The following is a 19,642-nucleotide window of genomic DNA, read 5'->3' as shown; positions in this document are numbered from 1 at the left end:
TTTTCGCTCATCACCACGTACCACTCCGGATGCCATCAGAGGGGCACATCTAGGCGGGCGCAGCCACCCGGTCTTGAAGGAAAGTGATCAGCCGGCGCGAAAGGCGCCCGGTGTCACGCCCGTTCGCGCCTTGAAATGGCGGCTGAAATGGGCCTGGTCGGAAAAGCCGCAGCGATAGGCCACCTCCGCCGGGGCACAGCCGCGCCGCAGCAGCGATCTCGCCTCGCGCACGCGCTTGTCGGTCAGATAGGCATGCGGCGTGATGAAGAACTCACGGCGGAAGGCGCGGATCAGATGGGCGCGGCTGAGGCCGGCGACGCCGGCCAACTCCTCGAGCCCGATGTCGGCAGCGTAGTTCTGCTCGAGATAGTCCCGCGCCCGGTGGACGGCCGTGGCCTCGCGCGTCGCAACGGGTGCGATGATCGTGCTGCCGTGCCGTTCGAACATGGTGGCAAGCACGCCGTACATTCGCTCCTCGGCCTCCAGCGTGCCGCCGTTCTCCTCCAGCGTCCGGTGGGCACGATGGAAGGCGGGCGCGAGGGCCGCATCGTGCAACACGTGCCGGGAGAAGGACGGCGTTCCCGAAAACGGCCTTCCCGTCACGTCCTCGATGATGCCGGCGAGCAGGGCCGCATCCGGATAGATCATCCGGTAGCGATAGCCGCTGCCGCCCGGGGCGCCGTCGTGCATCTCGTCGGGGTTGATGAGGTAGAAATAGCCGGAACCGGCCTGCGAGCGCTCGCCGCGGATATTGCTGATCTGCGATCCGGCCTCGATGGCGCCGATGCTGAAGGTCTCGTGCGCGTGCGGCGGGAACTGGTGGGTGACGAAGGTCGCCGACAGGCACTCCATGCCCTTGAAGCGCGGATCGCGCCAGAAGCGCGAACGCTCGCCCCCTTCCAGCGGCATCGCCTCCAGCGCCTGTTCCTGTGAAATCGTATGCATGCCGATAGATTAACCGCGAAGCGGCCCACCGTCTTGCACGAAAGTGCTCCCAGTGCCGGCGCCTGGAAACGCCCTACGGCCGAAGGGCATCGATGTCGCACATCCGCGTCATCAGGGCGACCGCCTTCTGGACGCGGGCCACCTGGGCGTCGTCCATCATCGAGATGTCGAGCCGGTCGTGACAGCTGCTGACGAGCGCGCCCGCCTCGTCGGCGAGCGAGAGTCTGCTCGTGCATTGGAGGTGGTTGCCCCGCAGCACGAGCTGTCGCGCGGACGGATCGCCGGGCCGCAGCGGGTTCTTCCCGGCGATCAGGTCGTCGATCGATCCGTAGGCGACGGCGCCGTCGATCCGCTTCAGGTCCATCATCGTCAGCGAAAGAACCGCCCAGCCGCCAGGGGACTGGAGTGCCGATGTGGTGCGCACGCGGCATTCGTTGCCGCTCACCTCCAGCCGGGTCACGAGACGCGGAGCGTCGGGGTTGTCCAGGTTCGAGCGATAGATATCGGTGCGGCCGTCCCTGACCGGCTGTTCGCCGTCAAGGTCGAGGCCGAGCAGCGTCGCATAGGCGTCGCGCAGCTCCAGCGACGGGTCCGGCGTTTCCTGCGCGCGGAGCGGCCCGACGAACGACGCGGTGGCGAGAAGGAGCGCCAACGCGGCAGTGGCGATACGTCTTGGCATGCTCGCTGTTCAACCTCTCGATTTCTCAACCGCTGACTTGGCCTACACGCAAAACGGAGGCATACCCGACCATATCGCCTCAGAATTGTCCTTCGGCGCAAAGCTCTAGCGGAAATTCGCACAGACGCAATCCTGTTGCTGCCGGAAGCCGGAGACTGTATTCCAGAAATATGACGAACAACGGTTTTCCCTCCTCCGCGTCAGTCTCGTCGGACGATTTTCCCGGCGAAGAACCGGCACGTGTCACCATCGACCTCGGAGCGCTCGCCGACAACTGGCGCCTCATGGCCCGCAAATCGGGAAAGGCACGCACGGCGGCCGTGCTCAAGGCGAATGCCTACGGAACCGGGCTGGAGCCGGCTGCGCGCACTCTCTACCAGGCCGGCGCGCGCGACTTCTTCGTGGCGACCCCGCAGGAAGGCGCCGCCCTTCGGCCGCTGGTTCCCGATGGCAGGATCTACGTCCTCTCCGGCATGTGGGCCGGCTCGGAGCGGCTGTTCTTCGCCTTTGACCTCGTGCCCGTCATCGCGTCCAGCGAACAGCTTGCCGTCTTCATGGCGGCGATTTCCGAACATGGCGATCACCCTTGCGTCCTGCAGATCGATACCGGCATGAACCGTCTCGGGCTCACGGTCGCCGAGGCCGTCGCCCTTGCCGACGACCCGGCACGCCCCGCGAGCTTCTCGCCGGTGCTGATCATGAGCCATCTGGCCTGCGGCGACGAGCCCCTGCATCCGATGAACCGCATGCAGCTCGACCGCTTTCGCGCCGCCGCGAATGCCTTCCAGGGGGTCGAGGCGAGCCTTGCCAATTCCGCCGGCGTCTTTCTCGGGGCGGATTTCCACTTCGACATGACCCGCCCGGGCATTGCCGTCTATGGCGGCGCTGCGGTCAACGGCGAGCCCAACCCGATGAAGCCGGTCGTGAAGGCGGAGGCGCGGATCCTGCAGGTGCGCGAGGCGAAGATCGGCGAAGGCGTCGGCTACGGCGCCTCGGCACTGCTTTCCCGGGACAGCCGGATCGCGGTGGCTGCGATCGGCTATGCCGACGGCTACCTGCGCAGCCTCTCCAGCGCCGGCGTGCCGCTGCGCCAGGCGGTCGTCTCCGGCGCCAGGGGCTACCTGCACGGCCACCATGTCCCGCTGATCGGCCGCGTCACCATGGACCTGACCCATTTCGACGTGACCGACCTGCCTTCGGGCACAGTCCACGCCGGCGACTTCATCGAACTGTTCGGCCCGCACATGCCGATCGACGTCGTCTCGCGTGCCGGCGGCACGATTGACTACGTGCTTCTGACCAGCCTCGGCCCACGCTACCGCCGGGACTACATCGAGGCGGCGCGGTAGGAATTGTTCTCCCTGCGTGATAAGATCGCCGCAAATCGCGGAGGTAGGCATGTCAAACGCAAAGAAATCCATCGTGGTCGGCGATCATTTCGAGCTCTTCATCGACGAGCAGGTCAGCTCTGGCCGCTACAACAATGCCAGCGAAGTCGTCCGGGCCGGCCTGCGCCTGCTCGAGCGCGACGAACTGCAACTGAGCGAACTGCGGCGGCTGATCGACGAGGGTGACGCCGACGTCCGCGCGGGCCGCGTCCACGAATACGACACGGCCGAGAGTCTGCTGGAGGATATCGTCCGTCGGGCGGAGTCCGACCATTAACATTAAGCGGCGTCGCGTCGCCTATACCACGACGGCGCGGGCCGATCTGCGCGCCATCCACCGTTATATAGCGCAACAGGACCCGCTCGCCGCCGATCGTTTCGTTCTCGACGTCCATGCGAAGCTGCTCCAGCTTGCCGATCTCGGCCTTACCGGGGTCAAGCGGGACGAGATCAGCGCGGGATTGCGTTCTTTTGCCTATCGCGACCGGGCGGTATATTTCCGGCTGACTGATTCCCGTCTCCATATCATCCGCATCCTCCACGGCCGACAGGACCTGTCGCCTGACGACTTCACCGAAAGCGAGACCTGATGGCCAAGGCCCGGACCCAATTCGTCTGCCAGAGCTGCGGCACCATCCATGCGCGCTGGGTGGGCAAGTGCGACGCCTGCGGCGAGTGGAACACGGTCGTCGAGGAAGACCCGATGGGCGGCATCGGCGGCGGGCCGGGCAAGACGCCGAAGAAGGGACGCGTCGTCGCGCTGACCGCACTTTCCGGGGAGATCGAGGAGGCGCCGCGAATCGAGACCGGGATCGGCGAATTGGACCGTGTCACCGGCGGCGGCTTCGTGCGCGGTTCGGCCGTGCTCGTCGGCGGCGATCCGGGGATCGGCAAGTCGACGGTGCTGATGCAGGCTGCCGCCGCCCTTTCACGCAAGGGACAGCGCGTCATCTACGTCTCCGGCGAAGAGGCCGTGGCGCAGATTCGCCTTCGCGCCCAGCGACTGGGGGCGGCCGACACCGACGTGCTGCTCGCCGCCGAGACCAATGTGGAAGACATCCTCGCCACGCTTGCGGACGGCAAGCGCCCGGACCTTGCGATCATCGATTCGATCCAGACGCTGTGGAGCGATATCGTCGAATCCGCGCCCGGCACGGTGACGCAGGTTCGCACCGGCGCGCAGGCGATGATCCGGTTCGCCAAGCAGACGGGCGCCGCCGTCGTGCTCGTCGGCCACGTCACCAAGGACGGGCAGATCGCCGGCCCCCGCGTCGTCGAGCACATGGTCGATGCCGTGCTCTACTTCGAGGGCGATCGCGGCCACCACTACCGTATCCTGCGCACCGTCAAGAACCGCTTCGGCCCGACCGACGAGATCGGCGTGTTCGAGATGTCGGACAAGGGCTTGCGCGAGGTCGCCAACCCGTCCGAACTCTTCCTCGGCGAGCGCAACGAGAAGTCCCCCGGCGCCGCCGTCTTCGCCGGCATGGAGGGCACGCGCCCGGTGCTCGTCGAGGTGCAGGCGCTGGTGGCGTCGACCTCGCTCGGCACCCCGCGCCGTGCCGTCGTCGGCTGGGATTCGGCCAGGCTGTCGATGATCCTCGCTGTGCTGGAGGCCCATTGCGGCGTCCGTCTCGGCCAGCACGACGTCTATCTCAACATCGCCGGGGGCTTACGCATCTCCGAACCCGCCGCCGATCTCGCCGTCGCAGCCGCGCTCGTTTCGTCGCTGGCCGGCCTTGCCCTGCCCGCCGATTGCGTCTATTTCGGCGAAGTCAGCCTTTCGGGTGCCGTCCGGCCGGTCTCGCACACCGGCCAGCGCCTCAAGGAGGCGGAAAAGCTGGGCTTTTCACAAGCGGTCCTGCCCACGGGCTCGGCCGAACTGCCCAAGGGCAACGGCGGGCGCTGGCAGGAGATCGACAGCCTGCCGGACCTGGTGGCCCGGATTGCCGGCTCGAAGGGCGCGCTGATGCGCGGCGAGGACGGCGACTGAGGGGACGGGGATTGAGAGAACGACGATACGACAGGCCGCCGGTCCGGCGGGCTGCCGTGAAATTGGCAAAGCTTTGTGGAAACAGTTCGTTGCCGATGAACCGAATTGAGACGCCGCAAACGCGATCGGCTAGAGTGCCGCGACAAAACGCGTCCGGGTCGCAAGACATTCCTGGTCTGGAGTAAGACAAACATGCCCATCACTCTTCTCGACGGCATCGTCCTCGGCGTCGCGCTGTTCTCGGCGGTGCTTGCGATGGTGCGCGGCTTCTCGCGAGAGGTCCTGTCAGTCGCAAGCTGGGTCGGCGCCGCTGCGGCCGCCTACTTCCTCTATCCCGTGCTGGTCCCCTACGCCAAGGAATACACGACGAGCGACACGGTGGCGATCATCGGCTCGGCCGGGGTCGTGTTCCTGCTGGCGCTGATCATCATTTCCTTCATCACCATGCGGATCGCCGATTTCATCATCGACAGCCGCATCGGCGCGCTCGACCGCACGCTCGGCTTCCTGTTCGGCGCGGCCCGCGGCATCCTGCTCGTCGTCGTCGCCATGCTGTTCTTCAACTGGCTGGTGGCGCCGCAGCAGCAGCCGTCCTGGGTCGGCAGCGCCAAGTCCAAGCCGCTGCTCGACAACCTCGGCACCAGGCTGATCGCGCTGCTGCCGGAGAACGCCGACACCGAGATCCGCGACCGCCTGCTCGGCCGCAGCGCGCCTGCCGAAGGCACCGACACCCCGGCAGACGGCGCCGACGGAACCACCGGCCAGGCGCCCGCGACCGACGAAGAGCCGGCGGAAGACGCACCGGCCACGAACGGATGATGCACGGATGACAATGCAGGGCTGCCCCGCAATATTCGAAAGGGCGGCCGCAACGGAAATCTGGTAGAGTGACTTTCGCTGCCACTGAAGCCCTCGGACTTCGGTGGTAAAGTCGTTCAGGCTTCCATATATAGGCGTCGCGGTCGCGCAAGTGAGAGGACCGCGCCATGGCAGTTCCGGCCCGCGGGCCCGCTCCCTGCCTTCAGAGACACGAACATCGCGCAACCCCGTACCGTCCCGACCAAAGGCTTGCAGCACATGACCGAACTTTCCGTTTCCGACCACCGCTCCGAGCATGATGCGGACGGCGATACGCTGCATGAGGAATGCGGCGTCTTCGGCATTCTCGGGCATCCGGACGCGGCAACGCTGACCGCACTCGGCCTGCACGCCCTGCAGCACCGCGGACAGGAGGCGGCCGGCATCGTCTCCTTCGACGGGCTGCGCTTCCATTCGGAGCGCCGCATGGGCCTGGTCGGCGACCACTACACCGATCCGGCCACGCTGGCGAAGCTGCCCGGCAGCATGTCCATCGGCCATGTCCGCTATTCGACGACCGGCGAAGTGGCGCTGCGCAACGTCCAGCCGCTGTTTGCCGAACTCGAGGTCGGCGGCATTGCCATCGCCCACAACGGCAACTTCACCAACGGCCTGACCCTGCGCCGGCAGCTGATCGCCGGCGGCGCCATCTGTCAGTCCACCTCGGACACGGAAGTGGTGCTGCACCTGTTCGCCCGCTCCCGCTATACCTCGACCGGCGACCGCTTCATCGACGCGATCCGCCAGATGGAGGGCGGCTACTCGATGGTGGCCATGACCCGCACCAAGCTGATCGCCGCGCGCGACCCGACCGGCATCCGTCCGCTGGTCATGGGCGAGCTCGACGGCAAGCCGATCTTCTGCTCGGAAACCTGCGCGCTCGACATCATCGGCGCCCGGTTCGTCCGCGACGTGGAGAACGGCGAGGTCATCATCTGCGAGGTCCAGCCCGACGGCTCGATCTCGATCGACGCCCGCAAGGCCGGCAACGGCCAGCCGGAACGCCTCTGCCTGTTCGAATATGTCTATTTCGCCCGGCCGGATTCGGTGGTCGGCGGCCGAAGCGTCTACGTCGCCCGCAAGAACATGGGCATCAACCTCGCCAGGGAAGCCCCGGTCGAGGCCGACGTCGTCGTTCCCGTGCCCGACGGCGGTACGCCGGCTGCTCTGGGATATGCGCAGGAAAGCGGCATCCCGTTCGAATACGGCATCATCCGCAACCACTATGTCGGCCGCACCTTCATCGAGCCGACGCAGCAGATCCGCGCCTTCGGCGTCAAGCTCAAGCATTCGGCCAACCGGGCGATGATCGAGGGCAAGCGCGTGGTGCTCGTCGACGATTCGATCGTGCGCGGCACGACGTCGCTGAAGATCGTGCAGATGATCCGTGATGCGGGTGCCAAGGAAGTGCACATCCGCGTCGCCAGCCCGATGATCTTCTATCCGGACTTCTACGGCATCGACACGCCGGACAAGGACAAGCTGCTCGCCAACCAGTATACCGATATCAAGGCGATGGCCGAATACATCGGCGCCGATTCGCTGGAGTTCCTGTCGATCAACGGCCTCTACCGCGCCGTCGGCGGCGAGGACCGCAACGACGCCCGGCCGCAGTTCACCGATCACTATTTCACCGGCGACTACCCGACCCGCCTGCTCGACAAGGATGGCGAGACGATGGGTCGCAAGGTTTCCGTGCTCGCCAGCAACGGCTGAACCGGTCGGGACGGTTTTCAATTCGGCTCGAACATTCTAGAAGGCTGCGGGAACGCAGCCTTCTTTTTTGGGCGGCAACAGATGGGAAGAGAATGATGGACATCGACCTGAAGGGCAGGATCGCGCTGGTCACCGGCGCCTCGCGCGGCATCGGCTATTTCACCGCACTGGCGCTCGCGAAGCGCGGCGCGCATGTGATTGCCTGCGCGCGCACCGTCGGCGGGCTGGAAGAGCTCGACGACGCGATCAAGGCGGTCGGCGGCACGGCGACGCTGGTGCCCTTCGACCTTGCCGACATGACGGCGATCGACAAGCTCGGCGGCTCGATCTTCGAGCGCTGGGGCAAGCTCGACATCCTCGTCGCCAATGCCGGCGTGCTCGGCACGATCTCGCCGATCGGCCATGTCGAGGCGAAGGTGTTCGAGAAAGTGATGACCATCAACGTCAACGCCACCTGGCGGCTGATCCGCTCGGTCGAGCCGTTACTCCTGAAGTCCGACGCCGGCCGCGCGCTGATCCTGTCGTCGTCCGCAGCCCACAAGTGCAAACCCTTCTGGGGCCCCTACTCCGCCTCCAAGGCCGCCGTCGAGGCCTTGGCGCGCACCTGGGCCGGCGAGACGCAGCGCACGCCGCTGCGCATTCTCTCCATCGATCCCGGCGCCACCCGCACGGCGATGCGCGCGCAGGCCATCCCCGGCGAAGACCCGGCCACCGTGCCGCATCCTTCCGAAGTCGCCGAAACGCTGATGCCGCTCCTCGGCCCCGACGTGACCGAGACCGGCAAGCTCTTCATCGTCCGCGAGAAGAAGATCGTCGATTACCGGTTGCCGGAGTGAAAGAACGCGCCCTTGGCTCGCCTTGGTGTTGGCGATCGGTCATGGGTGCCGGATGCTGGACTGGACCTCGCGTCGGCGCGAATTTTGGGTGAACCATCTCTCCACCGTCATCCCGGCCCCCGAGCCGGGATCCAGCGGCGCCGCGTCGGCGGCGCGAAAAATGCTTTATCGCGCAAGGACTTGCGCGGCTGGATGCCGGCTCGGGGGCCGGCATGACGGAGAGTGGGACCGGCGCGCCCGTCGGAGGCCCCATCTCCACAAATCCGAATGCGCTGTACTCATATACCCCTCCGCGGGTGCCTCAGCCATTCGTCCGCGCGGCGGCCTGAACCGTGGCCGTCCCGCTGCCGTCCACCACCGTGCGAACCACGACCGACAGGCCGGGCGCCAGGCGGGAAACCTGTTCCTGGCCGGGGTCGATCGAGATGCGGACGGGGACGCGCTGGGCGACCTTGGTGAAGTTGCCGGTGGCGTTGTCGGGCTTGATGACGCTGAACTCCGAGCCGGCAGCCGGGGAGAAGCGCTCGACATGGCCGTGCAGTTGCAGGTGGTCGAGCGCGTCGACGGTGAAGGTCACCTTCTGGCCGGGCTGGATGCGGCTCAGCTGCGTCTCCTTGAAATTGGCGATGATCCAGGTGCCGTTCGGCACGACCGCCATCAGTTGGGTGCCGGCTGCGACGTATTGGCCGAGCTTGACGCCGACCTCGCCGACAGAGCCGTCCTGCGGGGCGGTGATGCGGGTGTTGGCGAGGTCGATCTCGGCGAGCTGGACGGCCGCCTTCGCCCCGTCGACGGCCGCCTTCAGCGAATCACGGTTGACGATGATCGACTGCAGGTCCTGCCGCGAGACCTCGAGCTGCGCCTTCGCCTGGTCGACGGCGGCCTGCGCCTGGTCGAGCGTGGTGCGGCTCTGCTCGCGGTCGCTTTCGGCCATGATGCCCTTGGCGGCGAGATTCTCCACGCGGGTCGAGTTTTCCCTGGCGCGCCGCAGGGCGTAGGTGGCGCTGTCAACGGCCGCCTCGCTGGCACCGATCTTGGCAGTGGCCGACTTCTCCTGCTGGATCGAATTGGTCAACGCGGCTTCCTGCGCGGCCTGCGTCGCCTTCGCCTGCTCCACCTTCTGGCTGAAGATGCGGTCGTCGAGCCTCGCGAGCAGCTGACCGGCCCTGACGTGCTCGAAGTCCTTGACCGGGACCTCGACGATGTAGCCGGAGAGCTGCGGGCTGATCAGGGTGACGGAGCCGCGCACATAGGCGTTGTCGGTCGTCTGTACTGCGCTCTGGAACGGCGGCAGGTCCCAGGCATAGAGGACGAGGGTGACGCCGGAGACGCCGATGGCGACGGCGGCGGCGGAGGCGATATTGGTGATGAGCTTCTTCATGGTCGTTTCTCGGGTGTGTGCGTGGTCGCGACCGGCCGTCAGGCCGTCGCGGGATCCTGCTGTGTGCGGATCCTGATGGTGTCGAAGGCCAGGTGCAGCACCAGGCAGATGGCGGCGAACAGCGAGAGCGCGGCGATCAGCACGAACACGTCGTTGTAGGCCAGCACGTTGGCCTCGCGCGTGATCTGCTGGGCGAGCATGCTGGTGCCCTCGACGTTGAGCAGCGCCCTGTCGGTCAGCCTGTGGCCGTAGGTCGCCGAAAGCTGGCTGAGGCGGTTGGCGACGACCGGGTCGGTAAGCGTGATCGACTGGGCGAGCACGTTGGAATGAAACTTCTCGCGCAGCGTGATCATCGTCCCGAACACAGCCGAACCGAGTTGCCCGCCGATGTTCTGCGTCGCCAGGAAGACGAGGATGAAGGTGAGGAAGTGGTTCGGTCCGCGCTTGAACGCCTCGGCTATGCCCTTTGCCATCGCCGGCGGCAGGAACATCGCGCTGGCAAGGGCCATGAGCGCCTGGCTGACATAGATGTCGTGCGGGCGGGTCAGGTTGGTGGCGTGGCTGTCCATGAAGGCGCCGACGGCGATCAGCAGCAGGCAGACGAAGTGGATATAGGGCTCGCGTCCCGGCCGGTTCAAAAGCGCGCAGGCCACGCCGCCGGTGACGGCCGCCAAAGCGATGACGACGTAGAGCCCGGTCAACTGGTCGCTCTGGAGGCCGAGCACGAGGAAGAAGTTGGTGGCCGCAGCCGTCTGCTCCGTCAGAAGCAGCCTGAACAGCAGCAGCACGGCGGTGAAATGCAGCATCGACGGGCTCAGCAGCCAGCGGAAATCGATGAAGGGCTGCTCGCGGTTCAGGTCGATCACGATCGCAAGCGTCAGGCAGACGATGGAAAGGACCAGCAATTCGCCGAGCCAGGGGGCCTCGAACCACCAGTAGAGCCGGCCGGTCGACAGCACGACCGCCATGGAACCTAAGCCAAGGGCAATCAGCGGATAGCTTATGAAATCCAGCCGCTCGATGGCCCGGATCCGCGGCGGCGAGGTCAGCGGCAGCAGGTAGATTGCACCGAAGCTCGCCATGGCGAGCCCGAGCTCGAAGATGTAGAGCCCGTGCACGCCGCCGAGATCGAAGAGCGTGGGGAACGTGATGCGGGTGAGCGAGGGCATCACCGCGATCAGGGTCAATGCGGCGGGAATGCCGTAGCGAAGTTTCTTCTCCGGCGGCAGCTTCTCGATCATGTAGAGGAAGCCGAGGCTCGAAAGGGGGGCTGCGGCGAAGCCTGCGACGAAGCGCACGGCGATCGCGCCCGAAAGGTCGGTGACGAACAGGTGCAGGATGCAGACGAGCATGAAGAAGAGAATGCTGCATTCCGCAAACCGGCGCAGGCCATACTGGTTGCGCACCTTGACGAGGGCGATCGACAGGCTGACGTTCGGGGCCAGGTAGGCGGCGATCAGCCAGGCAGCCTCGTTCTGCGTGGCGCTGTAGGCGCCCTGCAACTGCGGCAGATTGCCGGCGATCATGTTCATGCCGAAACCCTGCGTCAGAAGCAGGAGCGCGGAAGCGACGAAATAGGGGTAGGACGGCAGATTCGGAGACGGGTTCTCGACGGACGCGGCCGGGGGTTCGGGGATGGCATCGGCGGGTACTTCGGCGCGCCCGGCAATCCGCACCGGCGGGTCGTCATTCGCAGCGACGGGGGCGGCGGCGGGACCAGTGGCCGGGATCGTGCCGGACGGGGCACCGACGGTGCGGCTCTCCCCGTCGTTTCTGATGGCGGTGCGCATCGCTACACGCCTTCCCGGCAGGAGGTCGTGGCACAACTGGAAATCCGCTGCAGGACGCGCACGGCGGTGGCGATGTCCTTCTCGCTGACATCGGCCAACAGGTCGTGGCGCAGGTCCTGGGCGAGCGCGACCATCTCGTCGGCCGCCTTTTCGCCTTCGGGCGTCATGACGATCTGCTTGGCGCGGCGGTCGCCCTGAACGTTGCGGCGTTCGATGAAGCCCTGCTTCTCCATGCCGTCGAGCAGGCGCACCAGCGTCGGCGTCTCGATGTCGAGCTCGTCTGCCAGTTCGCGCTGGTTGAGCCCCGGCGTCCGGCGCAGGATCAGAAGCGTGCGCGCCCGCGACAGCGTCACCCCCCTCGCCCGCACGCGCGCATCGAACAGCGCCCGCATCTTCCTTCCGGCGCGGGAGAGTTCTTCAAGGACGACGTCCCGGGGGGTCTCTGCTGACATTTCTTAGCTCAACCATAATTAGCACACTAGTAATTACCGTGTTAAATAACATCGTCGGGCCGGGAGTGCAACCCGGCGAGAGTTGCGTTTACGCAAGGCTGGGACGCGACGAGCGCATGCCGCGCGGAATCCGGCGCGGTCGCGGGTGAACTGGTCGCGCCCGTCGGCGTCGGCGGAAATCAACGATGTCGCAGTTGACCGCTTTTGCGAATGTGCAAGCATGTTCCCGTGTCAAATTGCGGGGGGGTCTTCAAATGCTCAAGTATTGCCTTGTCACAATCGCCGTGCTTGCGGCTTCCTTGGTACCAGCCAAGGCGCAAGACAACGCTCTCACCGGTGATGAGGCGTACGCGATCGCCAAGGACGCGTACGTCTATGCCTATCCGCTTATGCTGACCAACGCGACGCTGCAGAAGCTGAGCAACTTTTCCGAACCCGTCGAAGGCGATGCCTTCGGGCCGCCCAATCAGTTCCATCATGTGCGCCAGTTCGCGGATCCGGACGCGAAGGTCGTTATCCGCACGAATGTCGACACGCTCTACTCCGCCGCTACCCTTGACCTGAAAAGCGAGCCGATGGTTCTGTCCGTGCCCGCGACCGATCGTTACTTCATGCTGCCGATGCTCAGCCTCTGGACCGACGTGTTCGCCGTGCCCGGAACGCGCACGACCGGCAGGAACACAGCGAGGAACTTCCTGGTCACGGGCCCACAGTGGAGCGGCGACGTGCCGGCGGGTCTCGAAGTCATCAAGAGCCCGACCCGCCATGTCTGGATCATCGGCCGTACGCAGACCAATGGCGTTGCCGACTACGAGACCGTCCACAAGGTCCAGGACGCCATGAAACTCGTGCCGCTCTCGGCCTGGGGCAAGAGCAGTTACATCCCGCCCAAACATGAAGTGAACCCTGCCATCGACATGAAAGCGGACCCGCCGAAGGTTGTCGATGGCATGGACGCCAGGATCTTCTTCGGCCGCTTTGCCGATCTTCTTGGCGATAACCCGCCGAACCAGATCGACTATCCGATGGTCCATCGCCTCGAGCGGATCGGCTTCAAGGTCGGCGACAGCTTTGACCTTGCGTCTGTCCCGGCCGACATCCGCCAAGCAATCGAGCGCGGCTATGCCGACGGTCGGGCGCTGGTGCTCGCCGAAGGTCAAAAGGCGGCCGGAATCGGCGGCAAGGGATGGGTCTACACCCTTCGAAGCGGCGCGTATGGCGCGGACTACCTGTACCGCGCCGCGATCGCGCAATGCTGCGTTGGCGAGAACCTGCCGCAAGATGCGGTCTATCCGGCACTGTCCAGCGACAGCGAAGGCCGGGCGCTGGACGGCAGAAGCAACTATGTCCTGCATTTCGACAAGGGGGACTTGCCGCCGGTGGACGCATTCTGGTCGGTGACCGCCTACGACAGCAAAGGCTATTTCATTCCGAACCCGCTGAAGCGGCAGGCGATCGGAGATCGCGACAAGCTCGTTGCCAACGCCGACGGATCCGTCGATCTCTATGTCCAGGCTGAATCGCCCGGCACGGACAAGGAAGCCAACTGGCTGCCGGTCGACAAAGCACCGTTCACCCTGTTGATGCGCCTCTACTCGCCGCGCGAGACGTTCCTGGAAGGCGGATGGGAGCCGCCGGCGGTCGTCAGGCGCTGAGATTTCCTCCACCCGACGCGAAGTGCATGACGATGTGGATGCGAGGCGGAGCTAGCGTCCGTCGCGGGCCTCGGGCTCGTCCTCTTCCTCGCCGGGGAAATGGTTTTCCACCGAGGTGTCTGCCGAAGGCCAGCCGCCATATTTGCGGTACCAGGCGCGGGCGCCGAAGGGCAGCGAGATGAGATAGATCGCGACCGTCACCACCATGGTCTCCCAGGTGAAGCTCATCAGGGTGGCGACATAGATGACGACGATCAGCATCACCGGCAGGACGAGATCCCGGCGAATGCGGCTGCCTTCGGACTTGCCCGACCAGACCGGCACGCGGCTGACGAGGAGGAAGGCGATCAGCACGGTATAGGCAGACGAGACCAGGGCGAAAGGCAGGCTTGGAGCGAGGCCCAGGAAGCCGACATAGACCGGCAGCAGCACCAGCATGGCGCCGGCCGGTGCCGGCACGCCGACGAAATATTCCGACTGCCAACTGGCCTTGGTTTCGCGCTCCGACATGACGTTGAAGCGGGCGAGCCGCAGGCCGGCGGCGATCGCGAAGATCAGGGCGGCGATCCAGCCGACCGAGCGCGCCTGGTCGAGGATGAACACGTAGAGTACCAGCGCGGGTGCGACGCCGAAATTGACGATGTCGGCCAGAGAATCCATCTGCACGCCGAATTTCGACGAGGCTTTCAGCAGCCGGGCGACCCGGCCGTCGATGCCGTCGAGGAAGGCTGCGAGCAGGACCATGCCGACGGCGAGCTCGTAGCGGTTCTCGAAGGCCAGGCGAATGCCGGTCAGCCCTGCGCAGATCGCCAGAATCGTGATCATGTTCGGAATGATCACCCTGAGCGGAATCTGCCGCAGGCGCGGCCCGCGCGCCTCGTCGTTGGGGCCGTTCGGGTCGTAGGGGTGAAACGGCGTCTTCATCTCGGCTCGCTTTGCTGACAGAACAGGGGCTGGCAGGTCAGGAACTGGCAGAACACGGGCTGGCAGAACTGGGCGCACGAATTCTCGTTTCGACGAAACAGAAGAACCGGAATCGTGCGATCCGCGCCGCCTGTCAACCCCGGCGCCCCAGAACCGGTCCCTTCGCCGTGCCGAATTCGGCCAGCACCGTCTCGCCGGCAATCGCCGTCTGGCCGACGGCGACGCGCGCTTCCGCACCGGCCGGCAGGAAGACGTCGAGGCGCGAGCCGAAGCGGATCAGGCCGAAGCGCTCGCCGGCCTCCAGACGATCGAAGGTAGAGGTCCAGCAGACGATGCGGCGGGCGACGAGGCCCGCGATCTGGACCACGCCGATCTCGCCATGGGCGGTGTCGATGACGAGGCCGTTGCGCTCGTTCTCCTGGCTCGCCTTGTCGAGTTCGGCATTGAGGAAGCGGCCGGCGCGATAGGCGATGCGGCGCACGCTGCCGCGCATCGGCGAGCGGTTCACATGGCAGTTGAAGACGTTCATGAAGACGGAGATGCGCAGCATCGGCTCGGAGCCGAGCTCCAGCTCGAGCGGCGGCGTCACCATGGCGATGGCCGAGACGCGGCCGTCGGCCGGGCTGATGACGAGATCGGGATCCTGCGGGGTGACGCGCTCGGGATCGCGGAAGAAATAGGCGCACCAGGCGGTCAGCACGAAGCCCAGCCACATCAGCGGCTCCCACAGGAAGCCGAGGATGACGGACACCACGAAGAAGATGGCAACGAATTTCCAGCCGTCACGATGGACCGGAACCAGCGTGTTGCGCACCGTATCGACCAGACTCATGCCATTTCTCCGTTTCAAGTGCCCTGCAACTAGCGCGAAACCGCGGCCGGGGCAATGTGCGTGGCATGATGCGGCGGGGCATATGAAAGGAACACCCCTCCCCACCCTCCCCACAAGGGGGAGGGCTTAACCCGCCGCTCCATTGTAGTTCCACATTGGGCAGACGGATGCGGCGCGTCTTCTCCCCCCGTGTGGGGGAGATGGCCGGCAGGCCAGAGGGGGCGGCTCCAGATGCAATTGCCCTTCATTGAGCCGCCCACCGGCGCAGCGAAAGAAAGCGCCGGACATCCGAAGCCTCAGCCGAAGCCCTTCTCGCACAGGGCCTTCAGGTCCGCAGGCGACAGCCGGTCGAGGCCCAGATCGGGCAGGAGATCGTTCTGTGCGGCGAGATCCTGCCCCATCGTGCCGGAAAAGAGCGCGATGCCGGCGTCGTGCAGTGGCGTGGGGCGGCCGGAGATCCGTCCCAGCAGGCTCGTCGGCACGAGGCCGAAGGGCACGTCCTCGTGGATGTAGCGGCTGTCAACGGTCGACGGACCGAAGCCGCCCCGTCCCTCGCGATGCATCTGCTGGTTCATCTCGGCAACCGACGCCATGGGGACGTGGAAGGACAGGGAGAAGTGCTCCCTGACCGTGCGCACCGACAGGCCGAAGCTTCCGGCGATCGCCAGCCGCTCGGCGTCCAGCGCCTCGATCAGGCCTCCGACGCAGGGCGTCACGTGCTCGCCCTGCCCCCATTTCTCGCCCTTCTCCATGCGGGTCAGGTTGAGCAGGGCGATGGCGAGATGGTTCTGCGGGTTCAGGTTGGAGAGCGCGATCGCCAGCATTCCGTCGCGCTCGACGAAGTGGTCGCCGAACAGGGTCGTGCAGAGCGACTTGCCAAGGGCCGCCTCGCTCTTCGGCAGGGTAGCGAAATCGATTTTCTCGCGCACCGTATTGACGATCACGCTTACGAGATCCGGCTGCTGGCGGCCGGTCAGGAGCGTCGTTCCCCACAAGATGATCGGCAGCTTCAGGCCGCGTTCGGCACAGCGCTTCGACAGATAGAGCGCACCGAACGAACTGTGCGAACTGACGATGACCGGCTGCCCCGGGCGCAGGTGCGGCAAGGCCTGGTCGAAGGCCAGGCGGTGGCCGTTGGTCGGCAGCGCGATGACGACGGCATCCGCCCCCGACACCGCTTCCGCGCAGTCTTTTGCGACCGCCACCCTGCCCTCGAATTCGACCGCACCGGTTGCGACCAGCGGGGCGCCGGCTGCAAGCCTTTCCGTCCGCGTGCCCGACGGCGACCACAGGACGGGCTCATGCCCTGCCTTGGCCAAAAAAGCGGCCATACCGAAGGCGATCGATCCGGATCCCAGAATTGCAATGCGCATGACGTTTCTTCCTGTCTTTTCGGTCTGTGGAACAAGGGCTGCCGGTCGTGGCTACATGTATTTGGTCGGCAGCGCGGTGGTGAATTTCATCTCCTCCATGGCGATGGAAGAGGAAAGATCGGAAAATTCCAGTCGGTTGATGAGGTTCTGGTAAACTTGGTCATAGACCTCGATGTCGGGAACGACGACCCGCAGCAGGTAGTCGGTCTCGCCCGTCAGCCGGTACGCCTCCATGATCTCCGGAATGTCGCGGATCTCCTTGCGGAAGGCATCCAGCCACACGGAATTGTGGCGCGGCACCTTGATGGCGATGAAGATCGTCATTCCGACGTTCGCCATGCGCCTGTCGACCAGCGCGACGCGGCTGCGAATCAGCCCCATGTCTTCCATGCGCTTGATGCGGCGCCAGCAGGGCGTGTGCGACAGGCCGACTTCGTTTGCAATGTCGACAACGGACTTGTTCGTGTCCTGCTGGAGAATATCGATGATCTTTCTGTCGATCTGGTCGAACATGCTGTCTCCGTTCATTTCGCCCGACCTTCGTCCCGCGAAGCGGTTTTCCCCAACCGGCACTTTTTGCGCCAAATTCGTTCTTCCCTTGCGCCGGATCCTCGACGAAATTCGCCGCCGAACGACGCAACACCGGGTCGGCTGTCTTCTTCATTGATCAAGAAAACGACGGCGCTGTAAAGTGTCAAAAAAGCAGGCAGTAGAGTGAAAATTTACGCAATGACGAATTTCGGTATTTTTGTCCCACCAAAGCGGCAAAATTGTAGGACAATAATGCCGATGCTTCGCCGACAAAGTGTAAAAACGCAATTTCACCGCATCCGCCCTGTCCTATCGTTTCTCCAGTCAGTAACAATGAGACGGAAGAAGCGCATGAAGAGGATTGGCTTGATAGGCGGCATGAGCTGGGAGAGCACCGCGGTCTACTATCGCCGCGTCAACGAGCAGGTTCGCGACAGGCTTGGTGGATTGAATTCCGCCGATGTGGTTTTGCGATCCCTAAATTTTGAGGGTATCGTGGCGCTCCAGAAGGCCGGGGCGTGGGACAAGGCAGCCGACGCGCTCGGCCAGGTCGCAAGAGAATTGGAGGGCGCAGGCGCGGACATGATCCTGATCTGCACCAACACGATGCATCTGCTCGCCGACGAGGTCCAGGCCAGCGTCGGCATCCCGCTGGTCCACATCGCCGACGTGACCGGCGCGGCGGTGGTCGCGGCCGGCTGCCGGCGCCCGCTGCTGCTCGCCACCCGCTACACGATGGAGCAGGAATTCTATCGCCAGCGGCTGAAGCAGGCGTTCGACATCGATGCGGTCGTTCCGGACGCAGCCGACCGGCAGGCCGTACACGACATCATCTTCTCGGAGCTCTGCTGCGGGATCGTCAGGCCGAACTCCAAGGAGCGCTACATCCAGGTCGTCGAGGCCGGCAAGGCGGCAGGCGCCGACAGCGTCATCCTCGGATGCACGGAGATCGGCCTGCTGGTCGGCCCGGACGACTTCGACATCCCGACATTCGATTCCACGCTGCTGCACGCGGACGCGGCCGTCGATCTTTCGCTCACGACAGGCATTGCCAAGGCCAGACCGGTTGGCCAACCTGCCGGGGTGCATTAGCGCAGCAGGCCGCGGGCCAAGCCCTGGACAGAGGGCGACCGGGAAAACTTCAACAGGAGAGAGACATGACAGACTTCACGCAGACCCGCCGCTCCACGCTCAAGCTCTTGGCCGCCGGCACCGGCATCCTGGCCGCGCCGTCGATCATCCGGCCGGCCTTCGCCCAGGAGAAGGTCGTCAACATCACGACCTACGACAAGTTCGTCCCGCAGGAATTCATCGACCAGTTCCAGAAGGACACCGGCATCGAGGTCCGCATCCGCCTGACCGATGACCAGGGCAAGCAGTACAACCTGTTGTCTGCGGAAGGCAGCGCCCCCTCCACCGACATCGTCACCGTGACCGGCCACCGCCTGTCGCAGTTCATCAAGGCCAAGCTGCTGGCACCGCTCGACACCGGCCGGCTGAAGAACTGGAGCAACCTGGCCTCGGCCTACAAGGGCGCGCCGCAGCTCACCGTCGACGGCTCGACCTATGGCGTGCCGCTGCTCGCCGGCTTCGAGGGCCTGGCCCGCAACACCGAATACACCAAGGCCTCCGACAGCTGGTCGATCATGTTCGACGAGGAATACAAGGGGCTCACGACCTACATCATCTCCGACTTCCTCTCCGTCACCATGCTCTACCAGGGCAATGACGGCGACTACGTGATCTACGAGGGCAAGCCGGAGGAGGCGCAGGCCGCCACCGACAAGGCGCGCGATTTCCTGATCGAGAAGAAGGGCCAGGTGCGCAAGTACTACGACGCCGGCTCCGAGGTGCAGCAGATGCTGGTCAACGAGGACGCCTATGTCGCCCAGGCATGGTCCGGCCCGGCCGCCAAGCTGATCATGGACGGTCACCCGATCGAGCTGACGGTACCGAAGGAAGGCACCTACGGTTTCCTCTACTCGTTCAACGTCGTCGAAAACGCGCCGAACGCCGAGGCCGCCTACACCTTCCTCGACGCCATCCTCTCCTCGCCGGAAATCGGCGCCGCGATGACCCGCCAGTCCGGCTTCGCCTCCGCCTTCGCCGGCGTGGAAAACGTCCTGAACGACCGCGAACGGGCGGCCAATGCGCTTCCCGCCGAGCAGATGGAGCGCATCAAGTTCTTCTCCCCTCTCAACCGCGACATGAAGAACGACATGGTCGACAAGGCTTCGGCTGAAATCAAGGCCGCCTGACCGGGCCGTCCCGACACCCAACGCAAGGAAC

General features: G+C 65.2%; 19 protein-coding genes. 10 read left to right on the top strand and 9 right to left on the bottom strand.

The features are described 5' to 3' along the window. Positions 1-87 precede the first annotated feature (87 nt). The gene (locus GGQ64_RS19695) at positions 88-945 is read right to left on the bottom strand and encodes an AraC family transcriptional regulator (RefSeq protein WP_183807028.1); all 858 of its coding nucleotides are present in this window, start codon (positions 943-945) and stop codon (positions 88-90) included. A 73-nt stretch (positions 946-1,018) separates the two neighbouring features. After that, positions 1,019-1,624, bottom strand: coding sequence for a hypothetical protein (locus GGQ64_RS19690; protein WP_183807027.1), 606 nt, complete (start codon positions 1,622-1,624; stop codon positions 1,019-1,021). A 170-nt stretch (positions 1,625-1,794) separates the two neighbouring features. On the opposite strand from GGQ64_RS19690, the gene alr reads away from it, so the two are divergent. The 7 genes from alr (at position 1,795) to GGQ64_RS19655 (ending at position 8,415) form a co-directional block, all read left to right on the top strand. Further along, positions 1,795-2,973, top strand: a complete 1,179-nt coding sequence (gene alr / locus GGQ64_RS19685) for an alanine racemase (RefSeq protein WP_183807026.1) — start codon at positions 1,795-1,797, stop codon at positions 2,971-2,973. A gap of 49 nt (positions 2,974-3,022) precedes the next feature. Beyond that, positions 3,023-3,289 (top strand): type II toxin-antitoxin system ParD family antitoxin, encoded by a 267-nt coding sequence (locus GGQ64_RS19680; RefSeq protein WP_183807025.1) that lies wholly within the window; start codon positions 3,023-3,025, stop codon positions 3,287-3,289. Beyond that, entirely contained in the window at positions 3,195-3,602 is a 408-nt protein-coding gene (locus tag GGQ64_RS19675) for a type II toxin-antitoxin system RelE/ParE family toxin (RefSeq protein ID WP_183807024.1), read from the top strand. Before GGQ64_RS19680 ends, GGQ64_RS19675 begins: the two co-directional genes overlap by 95 nt. Then, positions 3,602-5,005 (top strand): DNA repair protein RadA, encoded by a 1,404-nt coding sequence (radA, locus tag GGQ64_RS19670; RefSeq protein WP_183807023.1) that lies wholly within the window; start codon positions 3,602-3,604, stop codon positions 5,003-5,005. The genes GGQ64_RS19675 and radA overlap by 1 nt, the downstream gene beginning before the upstream one ends. Before the next feature lie 192 nt (positions 5,006-5,197). Beyond that, entirely contained in the window at positions 5,198-5,824 is a 627-nt protein-coding gene (locus GGQ64_RS19665) for a CvpA family protein (RefSeq protein WP_183807022.1), read from the top strand. 258 nt (positions 5,825-6,082) lie between these two features. Next, on the top strand, positions 6,083-7,579 hold the full coding sequence (gene purF / locus GGQ64_RS19660) for an amidophosphoribosyltransferase (protein ID WP_183807021.1): 1,497 nt from the start codon (positions 6,083-6,085) through the stop codon (positions 7,577-7,579). Positions 7,580-7,674: 95 nt separating this feature from the next. Continuing rightward, entirely contained in the window at positions 7,675-8,415 is a 741-nt protein-coding gene (locus GGQ64_RS19655) for an SDR family NAD(P)-dependent oxidoreductase (protein ID WP_183807020.1), read from the top strand. Between the two features lie 301 nt (positions 8,416-8,716). On the opposite strand, the gene GGQ64_RS19650 is transcribed toward GGQ64_RS19655, so the two are convergent. Genes GGQ64_RS19650 through GGQ64_RS19640 form a run of 3 tightly spaced genes read right to left on the bottom strand, consistent with a single transcriptional unit; the run spans position 8,717 to position 12,038 of the window. Next, on the bottom strand, positions 8,717-9,796 hold the full coding sequence (locus GGQ64_RS19650) for an HlyD family secretion protein (protein WP_183807019.1): 1,080 nt from the start codon (positions 9,794-9,796) through the stop codon (positions 8,717-8,719). Between the two features lie 38 nt (positions 9,797-9,834). Continuing rightward, positions 9,835-11,586: an MFS transporter gene (locus tag GGQ64_RS19645; protein WP_183807018.1), complete on the bottom strand. Its 1,752-nt coding sequence runs from the start codon at positions 11,584-11,586 to the stop codon at positions 9,835-9,837. Positions 11,587-11,588: 2 nt separating this feature from the next. Beyond that, positions 11,589-12,038, bottom strand: coding sequence for a MarR family winged helix-turn-helix transcriptional regulator (locus GGQ64_RS19640; RefSeq protein WP_183807017.1), 450 nt, complete (start codon positions 12,036-12,038; stop codon positions 11,589-11,591). 185 nt (positions 12,039-12,223) lie between these two features. Here GGQ64_RS19640 and GGQ64_RS19635 point away from each other — a divergent pair, with 185 nt between their 5' ends. Further along, on the top strand, positions 12,224-13,693 hold the full coding sequence (locus tag GGQ64_RS19635) for a DUF1254 domain-containing protein (RefSeq protein ID WP_246422793.1): 1,470 nt from the start codon (positions 12,224-12,226) through the stop codon (positions 13,691-13,693). 51 nt (positions 13,694-13,744) lie between these two features. Here GGQ64_RS19635 and GGQ64_RS19630 read toward each other — a convergent pair whose 3' ends face one another. From GGQ64_RS19630 to GGQ64_RS19615, 4 genes are all read right to left on the bottom strand, one after another. Then, entirely contained in the window at positions 13,745-14,617 is an 873-nt protein-coding gene (locus GGQ64_RS19630; RefSeq protein WP_183807016.1) for a CDP-alcohol phosphatidyltransferase family protein, read from the bottom strand. A gap of 133 nt (positions 14,618-14,750) precedes the next feature. After that, positions 14,751-15,449 (bottom strand): phosphatidylserine decarboxylase, encoded by a 699-nt coding sequence (locus GGQ64_RS19625; protein WP_183807015.1) that lies wholly within the window; start codon positions 15,447-15,449, stop codon positions 14,751-14,753. Between the two features lie 296 nt (positions 15,450-15,745). After that, positions 15,746-16,822, bottom strand: a complete 1,077-nt coding sequence (locus GGQ64_RS19620) for an NAD/NADP-dependent octopine/nopaline dehydrogenase family protein (RefSeq protein WP_183807014.1) — start codon at positions 16,820-16,822, stop codon at positions 15,746-15,748. Positions 16,823-16,873: 51 nt separating this feature from the next. Continuing rightward, entirely contained in the window at positions 16,874-17,350 is a 477-nt protein-coding gene (locus tag GGQ64_RS19615; RefSeq protein WP_246422792.1) for an Lrp/AsnC family transcriptional regulator, read from the bottom strand. 354 nt (positions 17,351-17,704) lie between these two features. Here GGQ64_RS19615 and GGQ64_RS19610 point away from each other — a divergent pair, with 354 nt between their 5' ends. Together GGQ64_RS19610 and GGQ64_RS19605 are read left to right on the top strand one after the other, a co-directional pair. Next, complete coding sequence (locus GGQ64_RS19610; RefSeq protein WP_183807012.1) at positions 17,705-18,445, top strand: aspartate/glutamate racemase family protein; 741 nt, start codon at positions 17,705-17,707, stop codon at positions 18,443-18,445. 65 nt (positions 18,446-18,510) lie between these two features. Next, positions 18,511-19,611 carry an extracellular solute-binding protein gene (locus GGQ64_RS19605; protein WP_183807011.1) on the top strand — a complete coding sequence of 367 codons (1,101 nt, stop codon included), beginning with the start codon at positions 18,511-18,513 and terminating at the stop codon, positions 19,609-19,611. Positions 19,612-19,642: the final 31 nt, after the last annotated feature.

The sequence above is a fragment of the Mycoplana azooxidifex genome, assembly GCF_014196765.1.
GTDB classification, from domain to species: Bacteria; Pseudomonadota; Alphaproteobacteria; order Rhizobiales; family Rhizobiaceae; genus Mycoplana; species Mycoplana azooxidifex.
The sequence above is the reverse complement of the archived record's forward strand: the minus strand, read 5'-3'. Positions and strand labels throughout refer to the sequence as shown.

Excerpts from the sequence above, each read along its gene's own strand:
- GGQ64_RS19695 (WP_183807028.1), bottom strand. The coding sequence starts at position 945 with ATGCATACGATTTCACAGGAACAGGCGCTGGAGGCGATGCCGCTGGAA.
- GGQ64_RS19690 (WP_183807027.1), bottom strand. The coding sequence starts at position 1,624 with ATGCCAAGACGTATCGCCACTGCCGCGTTGGCGCTCCTTCTCGCCACC.
- alr (WP_183807026.1), top strand. The coding sequence starts at position 1,795 with ATGACGAACAACGGTTTTCCCTCCTCCGCGTCAGTCTCGTCGGACGAT.
- GGQ64_RS19680 (WP_183807025.1), top strand. The coding sequence starts at position 3,023 with ATGTCAAACGCAAAGAAATCCATCGTGGTCGGCGATCATTTCGAGCTC.
- radA (WP_183807023.1), top strand. The coding sequence starts at position 3,602 with ATGGCCAAGGCCCGGACCCAATTCGTCTGCCAGAGCTGCGGCACCATC.
- GGQ64_RS19665 (WP_183807022.1), top strand. The coding sequence starts at position 5,198 with ATGCCCATCACTCTTCTCGACGGCATCGTCCTCGGCGTCGCGCTGTTC.
- purF (WP_183807021.1), top strand. The coding sequence starts at position 6,083 with ATGACCGAACTTTCCGTTTCCGACCACCGCTCCGAGCATGATGCGGAC.
- GGQ64_RS19655 (WP_183807020.1), top strand. The coding sequence starts at position 7,675 with ATGGACATCGACCTGAAGGGCAGGATCGCGCTGGTCACCGGCGCCTCG.
- GGQ64_RS19650 (WP_183807019.1), bottom strand. The coding sequence starts at position 9,796 with ATGAAGAAGCTCATCACCAATATCGCCTCCGCCGCCGCCGTCGCCATC.
- GGQ64_RS19645 (WP_183807018.1), bottom strand. The coding sequence starts at position 11,586 with ATGCGCACCGCCATCAGAAACGACGGGGAGAGCCGCACCGTCGGTGCC.
- GGQ64_RS19640 (WP_183807017.1), bottom strand. The coding sequence starts at position 12,038 with ATGTCAGCAGAGACCCCCCGGGACGTCGTCCTTGAAGAACTCTCCCGC.
- GGQ64_RS19635 (WP_246422793.1), top strand. The coding sequence starts at position 12,224 with ATGTCGCAGTTGACCGCTTTTGCGAATGTGCAAGCATGTTCCCGTGTC.
- GGQ64_RS19630 (WP_183807016.1), bottom strand. The coding sequence starts at position 14,617 with ATGAAGACGCCGTTTCACCCCTACGACCCGAACGGCCCCAACGACGAG.
- GGQ64_RS19625 (WP_183807015.1), bottom strand. The coding sequence starts at position 15,449 with ATGAGTCTGGTCGATACGGTGCGCAACACGCTGGTTCCGGTCCATCGT.
- GGQ64_RS19620 (WP_183807014.1), bottom strand. The coding sequence starts at position 16,822 with ATGCGCATTGCAATTCTGGGATCCGGATCGATCGCCTTCGGTATGGCC.
- GGQ64_RS19615 (WP_246422792.1), bottom strand. The coding sequence starts at position 17,350 with ATGAACGGAGACAGCATGTTCGACCAGATCGACAGAAAGATCATCGAT.
- GGQ64_RS19610 (WP_183807012.1), top strand. The coding sequence starts at position 17,705 with ATGAAGAGGATTGGCTTGATAGGCGGCATGAGCTGGGAGAGCACCGCG.
- GGQ64_RS19605 (WP_183807011.1), top strand. The coding sequence starts at position 18,511 with ATGACAGACTTCACGCAGACCCGCCGCTCCACGCTCAAGCTCTTGGCC.